The organism is Roseitalea porphyridii, from assembly GCF_004331955.1.
GTDB classification, from domain to species: Bacteria; Pseudomonadota; Alphaproteobacteria; order Rhizobiales; family Rhizobiaceae; genus Roseitalea; species Roseitalea porphyridii.
This window is the reverse complement of the sequence record NZ_CP036532.1, coordinates 2,267,953-2,285,440: the sequence shown is the minus strand read 5'-3', so window position 1 is coordinate 2,285,440 and position 17,488 is coordinate 2,267,953. Positions and strand designations below refer to the sequence as shown.

The following is a 17,488-nucleotide window of genomic DNA, read 5'->3' as shown; positions in this document are numbered from 1 at the left end:
GGTCTGACGACCGCCGCGGCACACACGTTCGCCGTCACGGGGGCAGTCGGTCATGTATCGCTTTTTCTTCGGCCTTTCCCGCCTGATGGCGGTGGTGGGCGGCATCGTCCTGTCGGCCCTGATCGTGATGGTCTGCGTTTCGATCGCCGGCCGCGCGCTGAACGGCTTCCTGCATGCGGACATGATGCAGTCGACGCTCCCCGGCCTTGCCGACTGGCTGCTCGATCTGGGCGTCGGTCCGGTCAACGGCGACTTCGAACTCGTCGAGGCGGGCATCGCCTTCGCGATCTTCTCGTTTCTTCCCTACTGCCAGATCACCTCGGGCCACGCGGTGGTGTCGATCTTCACCGACTGGATGCCGATGCGCGCCCAGCAGGTGCTGCGCATGATCATCGAGATCCTGTTCGCGCTGGTCCTCGTGGTGATCGCGATCCAGCTCAAGGAGGGCATGGACGGCCGCATCCGGTCGGGCCAGACGACGTTCCTTCTGCAGTTCCCGATCTGGTGGGCCTACGCCCTCAGCCTCGTCGGCGCCACGATCGCGGCGGCGGTGGCCGTTTACATGGCGCTGATCCGGACCGCCGAAGCCTTCACCGGCCGCGAGCTCATTGCCGATGACATGGGGGCGGAGCATTGAGCAATTTCGAGATCGGGATCCTGTCCTTTCCGGCGCTGCTGGCGTTGATCTTCATGCGCGTGCCGATCGGGCTGGCCATGTTCACGACCGGATTCGTCGGGCTGTGGCTGATCAACGGCAGCACCTTCATGGCGATGGCGCGGCTGAAGACCGAGACGTTCACGACGTTCTCCAGCTACTCGCTTTCGATCGTGCCGATGTTCCTGCTGATGGGCTATTTCGCGACGCTCGGCGGCATGTCGCAGGCCCTTTTCAAGGCGGCCGAGGCGTGGATCGGCCACAGGCGCGGCGGCATCGCCATGGCTGCGGTCGGCGCCTGCGCCGGTTTCGGCGCGATCTGCGGTTCCTCGCTCGCCACCGCCGCCACGATGGGCCGGGTCGCGCTGCCCGAACTGCGCAAGTACGGCTATGCGGGCGGGTTCTCGACCGCGACGCTCGCCGCCGGCGGCACACTCGGCATCCTGATCCCGCCCTCGATCGTGCTTGTCATCTACGCGATCCTGACCGAGCAGAACATCGCCAAACTTTTCCTGGCCGCGGTCATTCCGGGCATCATGGCGGCGCTCGGCTACGTGCTGGTGATCTCCATCTATGTGCGGCTCAATCCCGAGGCCGGAGGGGTGCGCGAACGCGTCTCCTATGGCGAGCGGTTCCGGGCGCTCTTCAACGTCTGGCCGGTGCTGCTGGTCTTCCTCGCCGTTGTCGGCGGCATCTATGCAGGCATCTTCACGCCGACCGAGGGCGCGGCCGTGGGCGCGTTCGGCACCGGGCTGATCGCCTGGTGGAACGGCGGGCTGACGCGCAAGACGCTGATGGCGAGCTTTCTTTCGACCGGGCGGTCGACGGCGATGATCTTCTTCATCGTTCTGGGCGCGGGCTTCTATAACGGTTTTCTCGCGCTGACCCAGGTGCCGCAGGAGCTTTCCGCGTTCGTCGTCGAGCAGGGATTCTCGCCCTGGCTGGTGCTCGCCATCATCCTGGCGTTGTACCTGGTGTTCGGCTGCGTCATGGACAGCCTGTCGATGATCCTGCTGACCATCCCGATCTTCTTTCCGGTGATCTCGGGCCTCGATTTCGGGCTGACGCCGGAGCAGGTGGCGATCTGGTTCGGCATCATGGTGCTGATCGTCGTCGAGGTCGGGCTGATCACGCCGCCTGTCGGCATGAACCTGTTCATCATCAATTCGATGGACCGGGGCACGCCGATAACCGCGACCTACCGGGCCGTGATGTGGTTCGTGGCGTCCGACATCGTCCGGGTGATCATTCTGGCGGCGTTCCCGGCCATCACGCTGTTCCTGATCAGCTGACGACGGCGCGGCTTCTGCCGCGCGCTGGCGCATGCCCGCATTGATGCATCAAAGTGCAAAATTGGCTTGCGTGTTGTGCATTATTGTGCAAATCTTCGGCGCAGCGAGGCCGGTGCGTTCGGGGAGGCGCTGATGTCGGCACAAAGCTTCAACCAGCTTGTGGGCAAGGTCGCGGGCGCGATTGGCGACCGTCCCCTGGACGATGCGCTGGCCGCCCATCTGAACGCGGTTTTCCCGGCCGATGGCGATGACTTCAAGCGTCTTGCCGATCTGTGCGCCAAGGGCGAGGCGGAAGGCTGGCTGATGGCGCGTGAGGCCGGCGGCATCAAGTTCGGCCGCGCGGTCAAGCCGGGTGGCGAGGCGGGCCGGTTCAGCGTCGACGTCGTGCGCATGAAGGACGTGCGCGGGCCGCACCATGTGCACACCAATGGCGAGATCGGCGCGGTGTTTCCGATCGAGGGAAGCCCGCGCTTCGATGAGTTTCCCCCGGGCTGGTACGTCTACGGGCCGGGGAGCGAGCATCATCCGACGGTCAGCGGGGGCGAGGCCTATGTGCTCTACCTGCTGCCGGACGGCGCGATCGAGTTCACCGGCAAGCCGTAGGTCAAGGGCCGGACCACAAAGAAGACCATCATCGGGCAGGGAGGAAGCGCGATGTCAGCCAACGACAATGCAGAGCCGGCCAACGACGGTTCGGGCAATGCGGCCGTCTGGTTCGTCGACCGGCACATCGCCGAGGGCAGGGCGGACAAGACAGCCTTCCGCGAGACGTTCGGCGCTGGGCGCGCGATCAGCTATGGCGAGCTGTCCGACCGTTCGGCGCGCTTCGCCTCGGCATGTCTGAACGCCGGGCTCAGGCGCGAGGAACGCGCCATCATGCTCGTGCTCGACCAGATCGAGTTCCCGGTCATTTTCTGGGGCGCACTGAAGGCCGGCATCGTGCCGATCCCGCTGAACACGCTCCTGTCGACCTCGGTCTATGACGCGATCTTCCATGACAGCCGCGCTTCGGCGCTTTTCGTTGCCAGTGAACTCTACGAGACCATCGCCCCGGCGCTGCCGCTCAACCCGTTCATCCGCGAGGTGATCGTCATCGGCGACACCGCGCCCGAGGGCGCGCGCACGTTCGACGCGTTCATGGAAGGCGCCGAACCGTCCGAACCGGTGACCGTCTGCGACGACGAGATCGCCTTCTGGCTCTATTCGTCCGGCTCGACCGGCCAGCCCAAAGGCGTGCGCCACGTTCATGCGAGCCTGAAGGCGACGGCCGACACCTATGGCGCCCAGGTGCTGGGCGTGCGCGAGGATGACAGCGTCTATTCGGTCGCCAAGATGTTCTTTGCCTATGGGCTCGGCAACGCGATGACCTTTCCGATGGCCGTGGGCGCGACGACGCTGCTCTACAATGGCCGGCCGACGCCCGACAGCGTCACGCAGATTCTCGCCGACCAGAGGCCGACCGTTTTCTGCGGGGTGCCGACGCTTTATGCGGCGCTGGTGCACAAATGGGAGAGCGAGGGCGCCCATCCCGACGCGCCGCTTTCGACCTGCATCTCGGCGGGCGAGGCGCTGCCCGAGGAGGTCGGGCGCAAGTGGCGGGCGATCTGGGGTGTCGACATCATGGACGGGGTCGGTTCGACCGAGATGCTGCACATCTTCCTGTCCAATCGTCCGGGCGACGTCGTCTACGGCACGTCGGGCGTGCCGGTGCCGGGCTACGAGGTGCGGCTGGTCGACGAGCATGGCGCCGATGTCGGGGTCGGCGCGGTCGGCGAACTGCTTGTGCGCGGCGCCTCGTCCGCGGACGGCTACTGGAACCAGCGCGACAAGACGCGGTCGACCTTCGAGGGTCACTGGACGCGCACCGGCGACAAGTACGAGCTGACCGCCGAGGGGCGCTACGTCTATTGCGGGCGCACCGACGACATGTTCAAGGTCTCGGGCATCTGGGTGTCGCCGTTCGAGGTGGAGCAGGCGCTCGTCTCCCACCCCGCCGTGCTGGAAGCCGCCGTGGTCGCCAAGCGTGACGCGGACGGGCTGGAAAAGCCCAAGGCCTTCATCGTCCTGAAGTCGGCGCAGGCCGGCTGCGATCCCGAGGAACTGAAGACCTTCGTCCAGGACAAGATCGGCAAGTGGAAATATCCGCGCTGGATCGAGATGGTCGACGATCTGCCCAAGACCGCGACCGGCAAGATTCAGCGGTTCAAGCTCAGGGAGGTGGCGTGATGGCCCACTGGCAGGCCGAAGGCTTTCTGACGGCAGGCGGCAAGCGGCTCGAATATCGCTGTTTCGGACCGGCGCCGACCGAGGCGCCGACGATCGTGATGCTGCACGAGGGGCTGGGCAGCGCCGGGCTGTGGCGCGACTTTCCGGAAAAGATCGCCGAGGCGACGGGCATGGGCGTTTTCGCCTCTTCGCGCGCCGGCTACGGCCAGTCCGATCCGGCCGATCTGCCGCGTCCGCTCGACTACATGACGCGCGAGGCGGTCGACGTCCTGCCGCAGGTGCTCGATGCGATCGGCTTCCGGCGCGGCATCCTGCTGGGCCATTCGGACGGGGCGACGATCGCCGCCATCTATGCCGGCGGCGTCGAGGATTTCCGGGTGCGCGGCATCGTCCTGATGGCGCCGCATTTCTTCACCGAGGATATGGGGCTGGCCGAGATCGCGCGGGCGAAGGACCTCTACGAGACGGGCGATCTGCGCGAACGGATGGCCCGGCACCACCGCGATCCCGACCATACGTTCAGGGGCTGGAACGATGCCTGGCTCGATCCGGCCTTTGCGGCCTGGAACGTCGCCGAGGTGATCGACTATCTGCGCATTCCGGCGCTCGCCATCCAGGGGCGGCAGGACCAGTACGGCACGCTCGCCCAGATCGAGGAGCTGGAAAGCCGCGCCTATTCGCCGGTCGACACGGTGATCCTCGACGATTGCCGGCACGCGCCGCATCAGGACCAGCCGGACGCGACGCTCGCCGCGATCGCCGAGTTCGCCGCCCGGCTCGAGCGGATCGAGGCGGCCGAGGTCGAGGCCGCCTGATGCGGGTGCCGCTGCCGCCCTACGCCTATGTGCCCGGACGAACGCCGCGGCATGACGAGGGCCGCTGGGACGAGGTGCGGGCGACGGTCAAGCTAGGCATGGACGCCGATGAACTGGCCGCATCGCCGGCATTCACCGCCGGCATGGCCTTCTTCGAGAACGGCTATTTCTGGGAGGCGCACGAGGTCTGGGAGGCCGTCTGGATGGCGTGTCCGCCCAACTCTGCCGAGCACCGCTTCGTGCAGGCGCTGATCCAGCTTGCCAACGCAGAACTCAAGCTGGCGATGGAAAAGCCGCGCGCCGCTCTGCGGCTGTGCGCGATCGCGGCGGCGCATCTGGACGAGGCCGCCAGCGGCGGCGCGGCCAACCTTTGCGGAGTACGTGTCGCATGGGTTGGCGACCGGCTGGGCGCGTGCCGCTGCCGGATCACGAAGCTCCGTGAAAATGCATTATAATGCAAGATTTTGATCGTATAGACGAAAGATATCTGCATTATTATGCATTTTCCGAGTTTACAGTCCACTGAACTGGCGATAAGACGCATCATAACGCATGTGGGAGGCTGATGTGGCCGACATCATCGATTTCCGGACCGATCCGTCCCGATACCGTCACTGGCGGGTCGAGTATGACGGCGACATCGCGAACCTCTACATGGATGTCGACGAGGATGGCGGGCTGTTCGACGGCTATCAGCTCAAGCTCAATTCCTACGATCTTGGCGTCGACATCGAACTGGCCGACGTCGTCCAGCGGATGCGCTTCGAGCACCCCGAGGTGAAGGTCGTCGTCATGCAGTCGGGCAAGGACAATGTGTTCTGCGCCGGCGCAAACATCCGCATGCTGGGCGGTGCCGAGCACGCCCACAAGGTCAACTTCTGCAAGTTCACCAACGAGACGCGCAACACGTTCGAGGCGGCCGAGGCGGACTCCGGCCAGAAATACATCGCTGCGGTGAAGGGCGCCTGCGCCGGCGGCGGCTACGAGCTGGCGCTTGCCTGCAACCACATCATGCTGACCGACGATTCCACCTCGTCGGTGGCGCTGCCCGAGGTGCCGCTGCTCGCCGTCCTGCCGGGCACGGGCGGGCTGACGCGCGTGACCGACAAGCGGAAGGTGCGCCGCGATCTGGCCGATGTGTTCTGCTCGATCGAGGAGGGCGTGAAGGGCCGACGCGCCACCGAATGGCGCCTGGTCGACGAGGTCGTGCCGAACTCGAAGTTCGCCGACACGGTGCAGCAGCGCGCGCGCGAGTTCGCCGACGCCTCGACCAAGAACGCCCCCGAAAAGGGCATCGCGCTCAATCCACTTTCCCGGACCATCGCCGAGGACGGTTCGGTCACCTATTCGCTGGTCGAGGTCGCCGTCGAGCGCGACGGGGGCCGGGCGACGATCACCATTCACGGGCCGGACGGCGAGGCACCGGCCGACGCGGACGCGCTGACAGCGCTCGGCGACCAGAGCTACTTCCTGCGCCTTGCGCGCGAACTGGACGATGCGATCCTGCATCTGCGGCTCAACGAGATGAAGCTCGGTCTTCTCGTCTTCCGCAGCCAGGGCGACGCCGAAAAGGTCCTGGCCGAGGAGCGGGTGCTTTTCGACAATGCCGATCACTGGCTCGCCAACGAGATCGTCCAGTACTGGAAGCGGGTGATGAAGCGCATCGACGTGACGTCGCGCTCGCTGGTCGCCTTCGTCGAGAACGGCTCGTGCTTTGCCGGCATGCTGGCCGAGGTGCTGTTCGCGGTCGACCGGACCTACATGATGGAAGGCGATTTCGAGGGCGACAACCGGCCTGTCGCGGCGATCACCCTGTCGCCGGCCAATTTCGGCCCGTTCCCGATGGCGAACGATCTGACGCGGTTGGAAACACGCTTTCTGGGCGAGCCCGAGCGGGTCGAGGCGGCGCGTGAGCAGATCGGCGAGACGCTGGAGGCGTTCGACGCCAACGAACTGGGCCTGATCACCTACGCATTCGACGATGTCGACTGGGAGGACGAGGTGCGCATCTTCCTTGAGGAACGCGCCAGCTTCTCGCCCGACGCGCTGACCGGCATGGAGGCCAATCTGCGCTTTGCCGGCCCCGAGACCATGGAAACGCGTATCTTCGGCCGGCTCACCGCCTGGCAGAACTGGATCTTCCAGCGGCCCAATGCCGTCGGCGAGGACGGCGCCCTGCAACGCTACGGAACCGGCGTGCGCGGGCAATACAACATGCAGCGCGTCTGACGCGCGATCATCGGCGCCAAGGCGCAACCCGGAGGAAACAGGCACATGCTCGATCTGATCAATGTCAGCTATGACACGCAAATCCCCAACAATGTCGGCCTTTCGTCCGACAAGCGCGTGCTCAAGGCGCTGGAGAAATGGCATCCGGGCTACATCAACTGGTGGAACGATCTGATCCCGGACAATTTCCAGCAGTCGCTGGTCTATCTGCGCACCGCGGTCTCGGTCGATCCGAAGGGCTGGGCAAAGTTCGACTATGTGAAGATGCCCGAATATCGCTGGGGCGTGCTTTTGGCGCCGCAGGTCGAGGACCGCACGATCCCGTGCGGCGAACATGCGGGCGAGGCGGCCTGGCAGGAAGTGCCGGGCGAATACCGCGCCATGCTGCGGCGGCTTATCGTCATCCAGGGCGACACCGAGCCGGCCTCGGTCGAGCAGCAACGGTTCCTGGGCAAGACCGCGCCCTCGCTCTACGACATGCGCAACCTGTTCCAGGTCAATGTCGAGGAGGGCCGTCATTTATGGGCGATGGTCTATCTGCTGCACAAGTATTTCGGCCGCGACGGTCGCGAGGAAGCCGACGACCTGCTGCGCCGCTCGTCGGGCTCGGAGGAAGCGCCGCGCATGCTGGGCGCCTTCAACGAGGAAACGCCGGACTGGCTTTCCTTCTTCATGTTCACCTACTTCACCGATCGCGACGGCAAGATGCAGCTTGAATCGCTGGCGCAGTCGGGCTTCGACCCGCTGTCGCGGACCTGCCGCTTCATGCTGACCGAGGAAGCCCACCACATGTTCGTCGGCGAGACCGGCGTCGGCCGGACGATCCAGGCGACCTGCGAGGCGATGAACAAGGCCGGCATCGAGGACCCCTACGATACGGACGCGATCCGGGCGCTCGGCGTGATCGACCTGCCGACGATCCAGAAGAAGCTGAACCTGCACTATACGCTTTCGCTGGACCTGTTCGGACAGGAAGTGTCGACCAATGCGGCCAACGCCTTCAACGCCGGCATCAAGGGCCGGTACATGGAGCACCGGCTCGAGGACGACCACAAGCTTCACGGCGAGACCTACGAGGTCTGGGACTTCGAGGACGGCAAGCTCGTGCGCAAGGATGTGCCGGCGCTGCAGGCGATCAACATGCGCCTGCGCGACGACTACACGCGCGATGCGTCGGGCGGCGTCGGCCGCTGGAACAAGATCATCGAGAAGGCCGGCATCGATTTCCAGATGAAGCTGCCGCACGAGGCGTTCAACCGGAAGATCGGGGTGTTCGCCGACAAGCTGTTCGATCCCGATGGCAAACTCGTCTCGGGCGCCGAATATGATGCGGGCATACCCAACTGGCTGCCGACCAAGGCCGACGGCGACTTCATCCAGTCGCTGATGGTGCCGGTCTACGAGCCGGGCAAGTTCGCAAGTTGGATCGCGCCGCCCAAGGTGGGCATCGACAACAAACCGGGCGACTTCGAGTACGTCAAGCTGCACATGGCTTGACCGGATCGACCGGGATCGGCCGGCGGGCCATTGGCGGCCCCGGCCTTCTCGCTCAGAACGGGAGGCATCGATGGATATCAGCAGGAGTGCCAGGAAGCCCGAGACCGCCGAGCGCTGCGGAGCAGTCATCAAGGGGTGCCTTGGCTGCAAGGACTGCAACGGCCCGTGCCTGTTGTATGCCGAACTCTACGGCAGGCTCGCGCTGATCGAACAGGGCCATGGACTGGCGGCATGAACACACCGATCAAGCAGCACCTGATCGATCCGGAAATCTGCATCCGGTGCTATACCTGCGAGATGACGTGCCCGATCGGCGCGATCACCCATGACGACAACAATGTCGTCGTCGACGCCGCCCAGTGCAATTTCTGCATGGACTGCATCCCGGTGTGCCCGACAGGCTCGATCGACGAATGGCGGGTGGTCACCACGCCCTATTCGCTGGAGGAACAGTTCGGCTGGTCCGAACTGCCCGAACAGGAAGACATACCGGCCGACGGCAACGGCGCGGACACCGCGATCGAGGCGTTCGACGATGCGATCGCCGCGCTGCTCGCCGAGGCGCACCAGGGTGCCGGCGGCAAGGCCAAGGCGCCCGCAAGCGCGGCCAAACCCTCTGTGAACCTCTATAATCTCGCCAAACCGGCCGAGGCCACCGTCACCGGCAATTTCCGGCTGACCAGCGAGGACGGCGACAGCGATGTGCGCCACATCATCCTCGACTTCGGCGGCACGCCTTTTCCCGTGCTGGAAGGCCAGTCGATCGGCATCATCGCGCCGGGCGAGACCGACAAGGGCGAGGCGCATCTGCCGCGGCTCTACTCTGTCTCGAGCCCGCGCGACGGCGAGCGGCCCAACTACAACAATCTGTCGCTGACCGTGAAGCGCGAGCCGAACGGGATCTGCTCGAACTATGTCTGCGATCTCAAACCCGGCGATAAGGTAAGGGTGACCGGGCCGTTCGGCTCGACCTTCCTTTTGCCGTCCGACCCGAACGCGCATCTGATGATGATCTGCACCGGAACCGGTTCTGCGCCGTTCCGTGCCTTCACCATGCGCCGCCAGCGCGCCTATCCGACGCTGAAGGGCTCGCTGTCGCTCTATTTCGGCGCGCGCAGCGCCGACGATCTGCCCTATTTCGGTCCGCTCAAGAAGGTGCCCGAGACCTTCATGAAGAAGGTGTTCGCCTTCTCGCGCGTCGCCGATCAGTCCAAGAACTATGTGCAGGACAAGCTGCGCGAGAACGCCGGCGAGGTCGCCGCGCTCATGCAGAACCCGAACGGCTACATCTATGTCTGCGGGCTCAAGGCGATGGAGCACGGCGTCGAGGAGGCGCTGTCGGACATTGCGCGCGGGTCCGGACTCGTATGGACCAACGTCCGCGACACCATGCGCGAAGATGGCCGCTATCATGTCGAAACCTATTAGGGCATGAACGCCGCAACAGTGACGAACGAGGGGTTGCGGCATGGCCGGTGCGGTATTCGAGCACGAGATCAGGGTGACGTGGGGCGACTGCGATCCGGCGCGGATCGCCTATACGGGCCGGCTGCCCATGTTCGCGCTCGACGCCATCAACGCCTGGTGGGAGCATCATCTGGGCGATGGCTGGTACCAGATGGAGATCGACCGGAACGTCGGCACGCCGTTCGTGCACATGGCGCTCGATTTCCGCTCGCCGGTGACGCCGCGCCACCGGCTGATTTGCCGGGTCTGGCCGACCAGGCTTGGCGAAACCTCGATCGGGTTCCGCGTCGAGGCGAGCCAGGGCGGCAAGCCGTCCTTCTCGGGCGATTTCGTGTGCGTGTTCATCGTTGCCGACCAGTTCCGAAAATCGCCGCCGCCCAAGGACATACGGGCGCTCGTTGAAGCGCATCTCAGGCCGGTGGCGGCCGAGTAACCGTCTTGCGCCTGCCCGCTCCGGCGGCCATTGCGAAATGGTTCGGCTCGGTTATGTTGTGCACTATTGTACACATTGCGATCGGGTGATGCCCGCAGTGAGCGAAATAACGAACTTCAAGGGCGTGGCCCAGCAGACCGGCGGCGAAAGCCAGACCGAGATCATGGTCGGCGCCCTGATGAAGCGGGTGGGTGAGCGGGTGCGCAGGGCACGCGAGCTCAAGGGCATTCCGCGCCGCGTGCTGTCGGACATTTCCGGCGTCTCGCCGCGCTATCTGGCGCAGCTCGAATCGGGCGAGGGCAACATCTCCATCGGCCTTCTCCAGAAAGTGGCGATCGCGCTCGACTACCGGATCGAATGGTTCGTGTGCGCCGAGGATCCCTGGTCGTCGGACACGATGCGCGTCACCAACCTGTTCCGCAGGGCCGGCTACCAGACGCGCCAGGAGGTTCTTGACCTGCTCGCCCCCGATACCGAGGCGGACATGCGGGCGCAGCGCGTCTGTCTGATCGGGATGCGCGGGGCTGGCAAGTCGACCCTCGGCGCCATGGCCGGGGCGACGCTGGGCGTGCCGTTCGTTGAACTCAACCGCGAGATCGAGGAGCAGAGCGGAATGCCGATCAACGAGCTTGTCGCCTTCTACGGCCAGGAGGGCTATCGCAAGCTCGAATCGCAGGCGCTCGAACGGGTCGTTGCAACCCATGACGCGATGATCCTGGCGGTTGCGGGCGGCATCGTGTCCGATCCGCAGACCTATGCGATGCTGCTCAACCATTTCCACACGGTCTGGCTGAAGGCGACGCCCGAGGATCACATGGAACGCGTGCTCGCCCAGGGCGACACGCGGCCGATGGCCGGCAATCCGGAGGCGATGGATCAGCTCAAGTCGATCCTGACGAGCCGGGAAACGCTCTACGGGCGGGCCTTGTCCCACATCGACACCAGTGGCAAGTCGCTCGCCGAGACCCATGACGAACTGGTCGCCGTGATCAGGGAGCGCGGGTTCCTGCAATAGTCGGCGGCCTGTCCGGGCCGCGGATCGACAAGGAAAGAACAATGACGGTTACGTTCAGGCGTGAAGGAAACGCCGGATTGGTCGAACTCGCCAATCCACCGGTCAATGCGATGGGGCTGGCGGTGCGCCGCGGATTGCTCGAGGCGGTCCGTTGGGCCGAAGCCGAGGCCGGGCTCGACCGGATCGTCGTGTCGGGGCAGGGGCGGGCCTTCGCGGCCGGGGGCGATGCAAGGGAATTCGACGGCGAGCCGGTGCCGCCGCATCTTCCGGACGTGCTCGATGCGATCGAGGCGTGCCCGGTACCGTGGATTGCGGCGGCGCATGGCGTGGCGCTCGGAGGCGGCGCCGAACTGATGCTCGCCTGCCGGTACCGCATCGCCGCCCCGGGCACGCGCATCGGCCTGCCAGAAGTGACGCTGGGCGTCGTGCCGGGCGCGGGCGGCACCCAGCGCCTGCCGCGCCTTGTCGGGCTTGCCGCGGCGGTCGACATGATCGCGACCGGCAAGCCGGTGACCGCCGACGATGCCTACGAGATGGGTCTCGTGGACGCGGTCGCCGACGATCCGGTCGCTCACGCGCTGGCGCTCGACGCGGCCGAACTGGCCGCCCGGTCCGCACTGTCCTCGCTGGACGGGCCCGAACCCGACGAGATGGCCATCGACAAGGCGCGCGCCAGCGTCGCCAGGCGCATGCGCGGCCAGGTCGCGCCGGAAAAGGCGATCGATCTGGTGGCCCTTTCGGTCTCCGAACCGTTCGCCGGGGCGCTGCGACAGGAGCGTGAGACCTTCATCGCGCTGCGGACGACCGATCAGGCGCGCGCGCTGCGCCACATCTTCTTTGCCGAACGGGCCGCCAAGGCGCCCGACTGGCTCGACGCCGAAGCACAACGCATCGAAAGCGCGATAGTCGTCGGCGGTGGCACGATGGGCGCGGGCATCGCCTATGCGCTGCTTTTGGCCGGAATCGCGGTGACGGTTATCGAGACCGACGCGGACGGGGCCGAGCGCGCCCGCGCCCACGTCGCAAGTATCATGGAGGCGAGCGCGGCGCGCGGGCTTCTGGGCGAGGACAAGCGCGCCCGGATCGAGGCGGCGCTGACCATTTCGACCGACTATGCCGACGGCGCGTCGGCCGATCTCGCCATCGAGGCGGCGTTCGAGAGCATGGAGGTCAAGAAGGTGGTCTTTTCCGCGCTGGAAGAGGCGCTGCCGACCCACGCGGTGCTCGCCACCAACACCTCCTATCTGGACCTGGACGAGATCGCCGCGACGCTGAAGTCGCCGTCGCGGCTGGTGGGCCTGCACTTCTTCGCACCCGCCCACATCATGAAGCTTCTGGAAATCGTGCAAGGCGCGGCGACCTCGCATGCCGCGCTCGCCACCGGGTTCGATCTGGCTAGGAGGCTGCGCAAGGTGCCGGTGCTCTCGGGCGTCTGCGACGGGTTCATTGGCAACCGGATTCTCGCGCGCTACCGCGAGGCCGCCGATACCTTGCTGATGGACGGGGCGACCCCGTGGCAGATCGACGAGGCGATGGTCGCGTTCGGCTATGCGATGGGGCCCTACGAGGCACAGGATCTGTCCGGGCTCGACATCGCCTATGCCAACCGCAAGCGCCAGGCCGAAACGCGCGATCCGAACCGGCGCTATATTCCGATCGCCGACCGCATGGTGCATGAAGGTCGCCTTGGCAAGAAGACCGGCGTCGGCTGGTATCGCTATCCGGGCGGCGGCGGCAAGGTGGAAGACCCGCTGGTCGAGGATCTTGTCGCCGAGGAAGCCCATTTCGCCAAGGTCGCCCGGCGCGACTTCACCAGCGAGGACATCGAGCGGCGCCTTTTGCTGGCGATGATCAACGAAGCGGCCGACATTCTGGCCGAGGGGATCGCGCAGTCGGCCGCCGACATCGATCTGGTGACGGTGTTCGGTTACGGCTTTCCGCGCTGGCGCGGCGGGCTGATGCACCATGCCGACACGCTCGCCGTTGATGCGATCCTGGCCGATCTGCGCGCTCTTGAAACGGAGGACCCGATCGTCTGGCGTCCGAGCGCGGCGATCGTCGCCTGCGCGGAGCGGGGCATCGGGTTCGCCGAATACCGGCCCGGCAGTTAGCCACAGGGATGAGTTGCGGGGGGCTTTGCAAATCGGCGCGAATGGTTTATAAACCGACCGATCGGTTAATTAATTCCACCGGATGTGCACGCCGGTGGAGCCGAAGTGGAGGAGATGGCGCATGTATGCCCAGATGGTGAAGTCCACCGGGACGATGAAGACCCGCGAGGAGATGGACGAGCAGGAGCGGGCCTTTCAGGACCGGATCGATCGCGGCGAGAAGATCGAACCTCAGGACTGGATGCCCGAGGGCTACCGCAAGACCCTGATCCGCCAGATCGGCCAGCACGCGCACTCGGAGATCGTCGGGCAATTGCCCGAGGGCAACTGGATCACCCGCGCGCCGACCCTTGAGCGCAAGGCGATCCTGCTCGCCAAGGTGCAGGACGAGGCCGGCCACGGCCTCTACCTTTATTGCGCGGCCGAGACGCTGGGCATCAGCCGCGACGAGATGACCGAGCAGCTTCACGCCGGCAAGGCGAAATACTCCTCCATCTTCAACTATCCGACGCTGACCTGGGCCGATATCGGCGCGGTCGGCTGGCTGGTCGACGGCGCGGCGATCATGAACCAGGTGGCGCTGCAGCGGACCTCCTACGGACCCTATTCGCGGGCCATGGTGCGCATCTGCAAGGAAGAGAGCTTCCATCAGCGCCAGGGCTACTCGATCATGATGAAGATGGCGTCCGGCACGCCCGAGCAGCGCCGCATGGCCCAGGATGCGCTCGACCGCTTCTGGTATCCTTCGCTGATGATGTTCGGCCCCTCCGACAAGGACAGTGTCCACTCGGCCCAGTCCATGGCCTGGAAGATCAAGGTCAGCACCAATGACGAGCTGCGCCAGAAATTCGTCGACCAGACGGTGCCGCAGGCCGAATATCTGGGCCTGACCGTGCCCGACGAGAACCTGACATGGAACGAGGAGAAGGGCGGCTACGACTTCTCCGAGCCGGACTGGCAGGAGTTCTATGACGTTCTCGCCGGCAACGGCCCGTGCAATGCCGACCGCATGGCCGCGCGCCGCACCGCCTGGGAAGACGGCGCCTGGTTCCGTGACGGTCTGGTCGCCCATGCAAACAAGCGCGCCGCACAGCGCATGGCAGCGGAGTAATCGCGATGTCCTCTCAATGGCCCCTCTGGGAAATCTTCATTCGCGGCCAGCACGGCCTGAACCACCGCCATGTCGGCTCGCTGCACGCGCCCGATGCCGAGATGGCGATCAAGAACGCCCGCGACGTCTACACCCGCCGCAATGAGGGGGTGAGCATCTGGGTGGTGCCGTCGAGCCAGATCACCGCGAGCGTGCCGTCCGACAAGGGCCCGATGTTCGAGCCGTCCAAGTCGAAGATCTACCGGCACCCGACCTTCTACGACATCCCGGACGAAGTGGGGCACATGTGATGAGCGCGCTTGTCGAATTCGCGCTGCGCATGGGCGACAACACGCTGATCCTGGGGCATCGCGTGTCCGAATGGTGCGGCCATGCGCCGGTGCTGGAAGAGGACATCGCGCTCGCCAACACCGCGCTCGACCTGATCGGCCAGACGCAGATGTGGCTCGGTCTTGCCGGCGAGATCGAGGGCGAAGGCCGGACGGCCGATGATCTCGCCTACAGGCGCGATGCCTTCGATTTCCGCAATGTGCTGCTGGTCGAGCGTCCGAACGGCGATTTCGGCCAGACGCTGATGCGCCAGTTCCTGTTCGATGCCTGGCATCACCTGATGCTCAAATGGCTTTCGGAAAACTCGACCGAGGGGCGCGTCGCCGAGATCGCCCGCAAGGCCGAGCGCGAGGCGGCCTATCATCTGGAACGCTCGTCCGATCTGGTGATCCGGCTGGGTGACGGCACCGACGAAAGCCACCGGCGGATGCAGGACGCGCTTGGCCATCACTGGACTTATACGGGCGAGATGTTCGTGGCCGATGCGGTCGACGACGAACTGGCCGAGGCGGGCATCGCGCCCGATCCGGCGGCGATGAAGCCGGGCTGGGACGCGCTCGTCGGCGAGGTTCTGGCCGAGGCGACGCTGGCGATCCCGGAGAGCGACTTCGTTCACAAGGGCGGGCGCAAGGGCCAGCACACCGAGCATCTGGGCCATATCCTCGCCGCCATGCAGTTCCTGCCGCGAGCCTATCCCGATGCAAGCTGGTGAGACGCTGCCGAGCCGCGACGATGTGATGGGCTGGCTTGCCGAGGTGCCGGACCCGGAAATCCCGGTCGTGTCGGTGGTCGATCTGGGCATCGTCCGCGATGTGGCGTTCGAGGACGACACGCTGGTCGTCACCATCACGCCGACCTATTCGGGCTGTCCGGCAACGTCCGTGATCGCGTTCGAGATCGAGACGGCGATCCGCAGGCGCGGCGTCGAGAAACTCAGGCTCGAGAACCAGCTTTCGCCGCCCTGGTCGACCGACTGGATCGGGCCGGCCGCACGCGAAAAGCTGCGCCAGTACGGCATCGCGCCGCCGATCGACGGCACCGCCGCCGACGGCAAGCGCGTGGCGCGGCTTCTGGGCGAGGGCAACGCGAAGGTGGAATGCCCGCGCTGCGGCTCGGCCAATACGGCGGAGGTCAGCCGGTTCGGCTCGACGCCGTGCAAGGCGGCCTGGCGCTGCAACGACTGTCTGGAACCGTTCGACTATTTCAAGTGCATCTGAGGGCCGACCGATGGCGCAGTTTCATCCCCTGACCGTGACCGATGTGAACCACGACACGCGCGACGCCGTGGTCGTCACGCTGGCGCCCAGCGAAGAAGACCGCCCGGCGTTCGACTTCACGCAAGGACAATATCTGACGTTCCGGCGCGATTTCGACGGCACCGAGGTGCGGCGCTGCTATTCGATCTGCGCGGGCAAGGATGACGGCGTGCTGCGCGTGGGCATCAAGCGCGTCGATGGTGGGGCGTTCTCGTCCTGGGCCAAGGACAATCTCAAGCCCGGCGACGTGATGGAAGCCATGCCGCCGATGGGCAATTTCTTCGTGCCGCTCGATGCCGATGCCGAGCGCCATTATCTCGGCTTTGCCGGCGGATCAGGCATCACGCCGGTCCTGTCGCTGATCAAGACGGTGCTGGCGCGCGAGCCGCATTCGCGCTTCACGCTGGTCTATGCCAACCGCGCGGTAAACACGATCATGTTCCGCGAGGAGCTTGAAGACCTCAAGAACCTCTATCTGGGCCGTTTCACGGTCCTGCATATCCTCGAGAATGATGCGCAGGAGATCGACCTGTTCACCGGCCGTGTCGATGCGGACAAGCTCGATGCGCTGTTCAGCCACTGGATCGATGCATCGTCGGTCGACTACGCCTTCATCTGCGGTCCTGAGCCGATGATGCTGACCATCGCCGACGGGCTGAAGGCGCGCGGTATCGCCGAGGACCGGATCAAGTTCGAGCTTTTCAAGAGCGCGCAGCCCGGCCGGTTGCCGAAGAAGGCGAACGGCCATGCGGCCGGCGAAACGGTCGACACCGTCAAGGCGACGCTGTTCCTCGAAGGCGTCAACCGGACCATCGCGATCCCGAAGGACGGCACGACGTTGCTCGACGCGGCGCTCGATGCGGGCCTGAACGTGCCCTACGCCTGCAAGGCGGGCGTGTGCTCGACCTGCATGTGCAGGATCACCGAGGGCGCCGGCGAGATGCTGTCCAACAACGCGCTCGAGGATCACGAGGTGCGCGACGGCTTCACGCTGAGCTGCCAGACCGTGCCGACAACGGACACGATCAGCGTCACCTACGACGTCTGACCA

Annotated in this window: 18 protein-coding genes; all 18 read left to right on the top strand. The window is 65.5% G+C overall.

Annotated features, from left to right (window positions below):
- Positions 1 to 52: 52 nt before the first annotated feature.
- The 18 genes from E0E05_RS11175 (at position 53) to E0E05_RS11095 (ending at position 17,485) form a co-directional block, all read left to right on the top strand.
- Positions 53 to 637 carry a TRAP transporter small permease gene (locus E0E05_RS11175; protein WP_131616784.1) on the top strand — a complete coding sequence of 195 codons (585 nt, stop codon included), beginning with the start codon at positions 53 to 55 and terminating at the stop codon, positions 635 to 637.
- A complete protein-coding gene (locus E0E05_RS11170; RefSeq protein ID WP_131616783.1) occupies positions 634 to 1,947 on the top strand; it encodes a TRAP transporter large permease in 1,314 nt (437 codons plus the stop codon). Before E0E05_RS11175 ends, E0E05_RS11170 begins: the two co-directional genes overlap by 4 nt.
- Positions 1,948 to 2,079: 132 nt before the next feature.
- On the top strand, positions 2,080 to 2,550 hold the full coding sequence (locus E0E05_RS11165; protein ID WP_131616782.1) for a 4-hydroxylaminobenzoate lyase: 471 nt from the start codon (positions 2,080 to 2,082) through the stop codon (positions 2,548 to 2,550).
- Positions 2,551 to 2,601: 51 nt separating this feature from the next.
- On the top strand, positions 2,602 to 4,173 hold the full coding sequence (locus E0E05_RS11160; RefSeq protein WP_131616781.1) for a benzoate-CoA ligase family protein: 1,572 nt from the start codon (positions 2,602 to 2,604) through the stop codon (positions 4,171 to 4,173).
- Positions 4,173 to 4,988, top strand: coding sequence for an alpha/beta fold hydrolase (locus tag E0E05_RS11155; protein ID WP_131616780.1), 816 nt, complete (start codon positions 4,173 to 4,175; stop codon positions 4,986 to 4,988). Before E0E05_RS11160 ends, E0E05_RS11155 begins: the two co-directional genes overlap by 1 nt.
- Positions 4,988 to 5,443, top strand: a complete 456-nt coding sequence (locus E0E05_RS11150) for a DUF309 domain-containing protein (RefSeq protein ID WP_131616779.1) — start codon at positions 4,988 to 4,990, stop codon at positions 5,441 to 5,443. Before E0E05_RS11155 ends, E0E05_RS11150 begins: the two co-directional genes overlap by 1 nt.
- Before the next feature lie 97 nt (positions 5,444 to 5,540).
- Positions 5,541 to 7,217, top strand: coding sequence for a 2,3-epoxybenzoyl-CoA dihydrolase (gene boxC, locus E0E05_RS11145; protein WP_131616778.1), 1,677 nt, complete (start codon positions 5,541 to 5,543; stop codon positions 7,215 to 7,217).
- 45 nt (positions 7,218 to 7,262) lie between these two features.
- Positions 7,263 to 8,714: a benzoyl-CoA 2,3-epoxidase subunit BoxB gene (gene boxB, locus E0E05_RS11140; protein WP_131616777.1), complete on the top strand. Its 1,452-nt coding sequence runs from the start codon at positions 7,263 to 7,265 to the stop codon at positions 8,712 to 8,714.
- 70 nt (positions 8,715 to 8,784) lie between these two features.
- Positions 8,785 to 8,949: a hypothetical protein gene (locus tag E0E05_RS17365; protein ID WP_158629349.1), complete on the top strand. Its 165-nt coding sequence runs from the start codon at positions 8,785 to 8,787 to the stop codon at positions 8,947 to 8,949.
- Positions 8,946 to 10,142: a benzoyl-CoA 2,3-epoxidase subunit BoxA gene (boxA, locus tag E0E05_RS11135; protein WP_131616776.1), complete on the top strand. Its 1,197-nt coding sequence runs from the start codon at positions 8,946 to 8,948 to the stop codon at positions 10,140 to 10,142. The genes E0E05_RS17365 and boxA overlap by 4 nt, the downstream gene beginning before the upstream one ends.
- A gap of 40 nt (positions 10,143 to 10,182) precedes the next feature.
- On the top strand, positions 10,183 to 10,614 hold the full coding sequence (locus E0E05_RS11130) for an acyl-CoA thioesterase (protein ID WP_131616775.1): 432 nt from the start codon (positions 10,183 to 10,185) through the stop codon (positions 10,612 to 10,614).
- A 97-nt stretch (positions 10,615 to 10,711) separates the two neighbouring features.
- A complete protein-coding gene (locus E0E05_RS11125) occupies positions 10,712 to 11,629 on the top strand; it encodes a helix-turn-helix transcriptional regulator (RefSeq protein ID WP_244597694.1) in 918 nt (305 codons plus the stop codon).
- Between the two features lie 41 nt (positions 11,630 to 11,670).
- Complete coding sequence (locus tag E0E05_RS11120; RefSeq protein WP_131616773.1) at positions 11,671 to 13,740, top strand: 3-hydroxyacyl-CoA dehydrogenase NAD-binding domain-containing protein; 2,070 nt, start codon at positions 11,671 to 11,673, stop codon at positions 13,738 to 13,740.
- A 121-nt stretch (positions 13,741 to 13,861) separates the two neighbouring features.
- Positions 13,862 to 14,851: a 1,2-phenylacetyl-CoA epoxidase subunit PaaA gene (paaA, locus tag E0E05_RS11115; RefSeq protein ID WP_131616772.1), complete on the top strand. Its 990-nt coding sequence runs from the start codon at positions 13,862 to 13,864 to the stop codon at positions 14,849 to 14,851.
- Between the two features lie 5 nt (positions 14,852 to 14,856).
- Complete coding sequence (gene paaB, locus E0E05_RS11110) at positions 14,857 to 15,141, top strand: 1,2-phenylacetyl-CoA epoxidase subunit PaaB (RefSeq protein ID WP_131616771.1); 285 nt, start codon at positions 14,857 to 14,859, stop codon at positions 15,139 to 15,141.
- A complete protein-coding gene (paaC, locus tag E0E05_RS11105) occupies positions 15,141 to 15,893 on the top strand; it encodes a 1,2-phenylacetyl-CoA epoxidase subunit PaaC (protein WP_131616770.1) in 753 nt (250 codons plus the stop codon). Before paaB ends, paaC begins: the two co-directional genes overlap by 1 nt.
- Positions 15,880 to 16,398: a 1,2-phenylacetyl-CoA epoxidase subunit PaaD gene (gene paaD, locus E0E05_RS11100; protein WP_131616769.1), complete on the top strand. Its 519-nt coding sequence runs from the start codon at positions 15,880 to 15,882 to the stop codon at positions 16,396 to 16,398. The genes paaC and paaD overlap by 14 nt, the downstream gene beginning before the upstream one ends.
- A gap of 10 nt (positions 16,399 to 16,408) precedes the next feature.
- The gene (locus E0E05_RS11095; protein WP_131616768.1) at positions 16,409 to 17,485 is read left to right on the top strand and encodes a ferredoxin--NADP reductase; all 1,077 of its coding nucleotides are present in this window, start codon (positions 16,409 to 16,411) and stop codon (positions 17,483 to 17,485) included.
- Positions 17,486 to 17,488 lie beyond the last annotated feature (3 nt).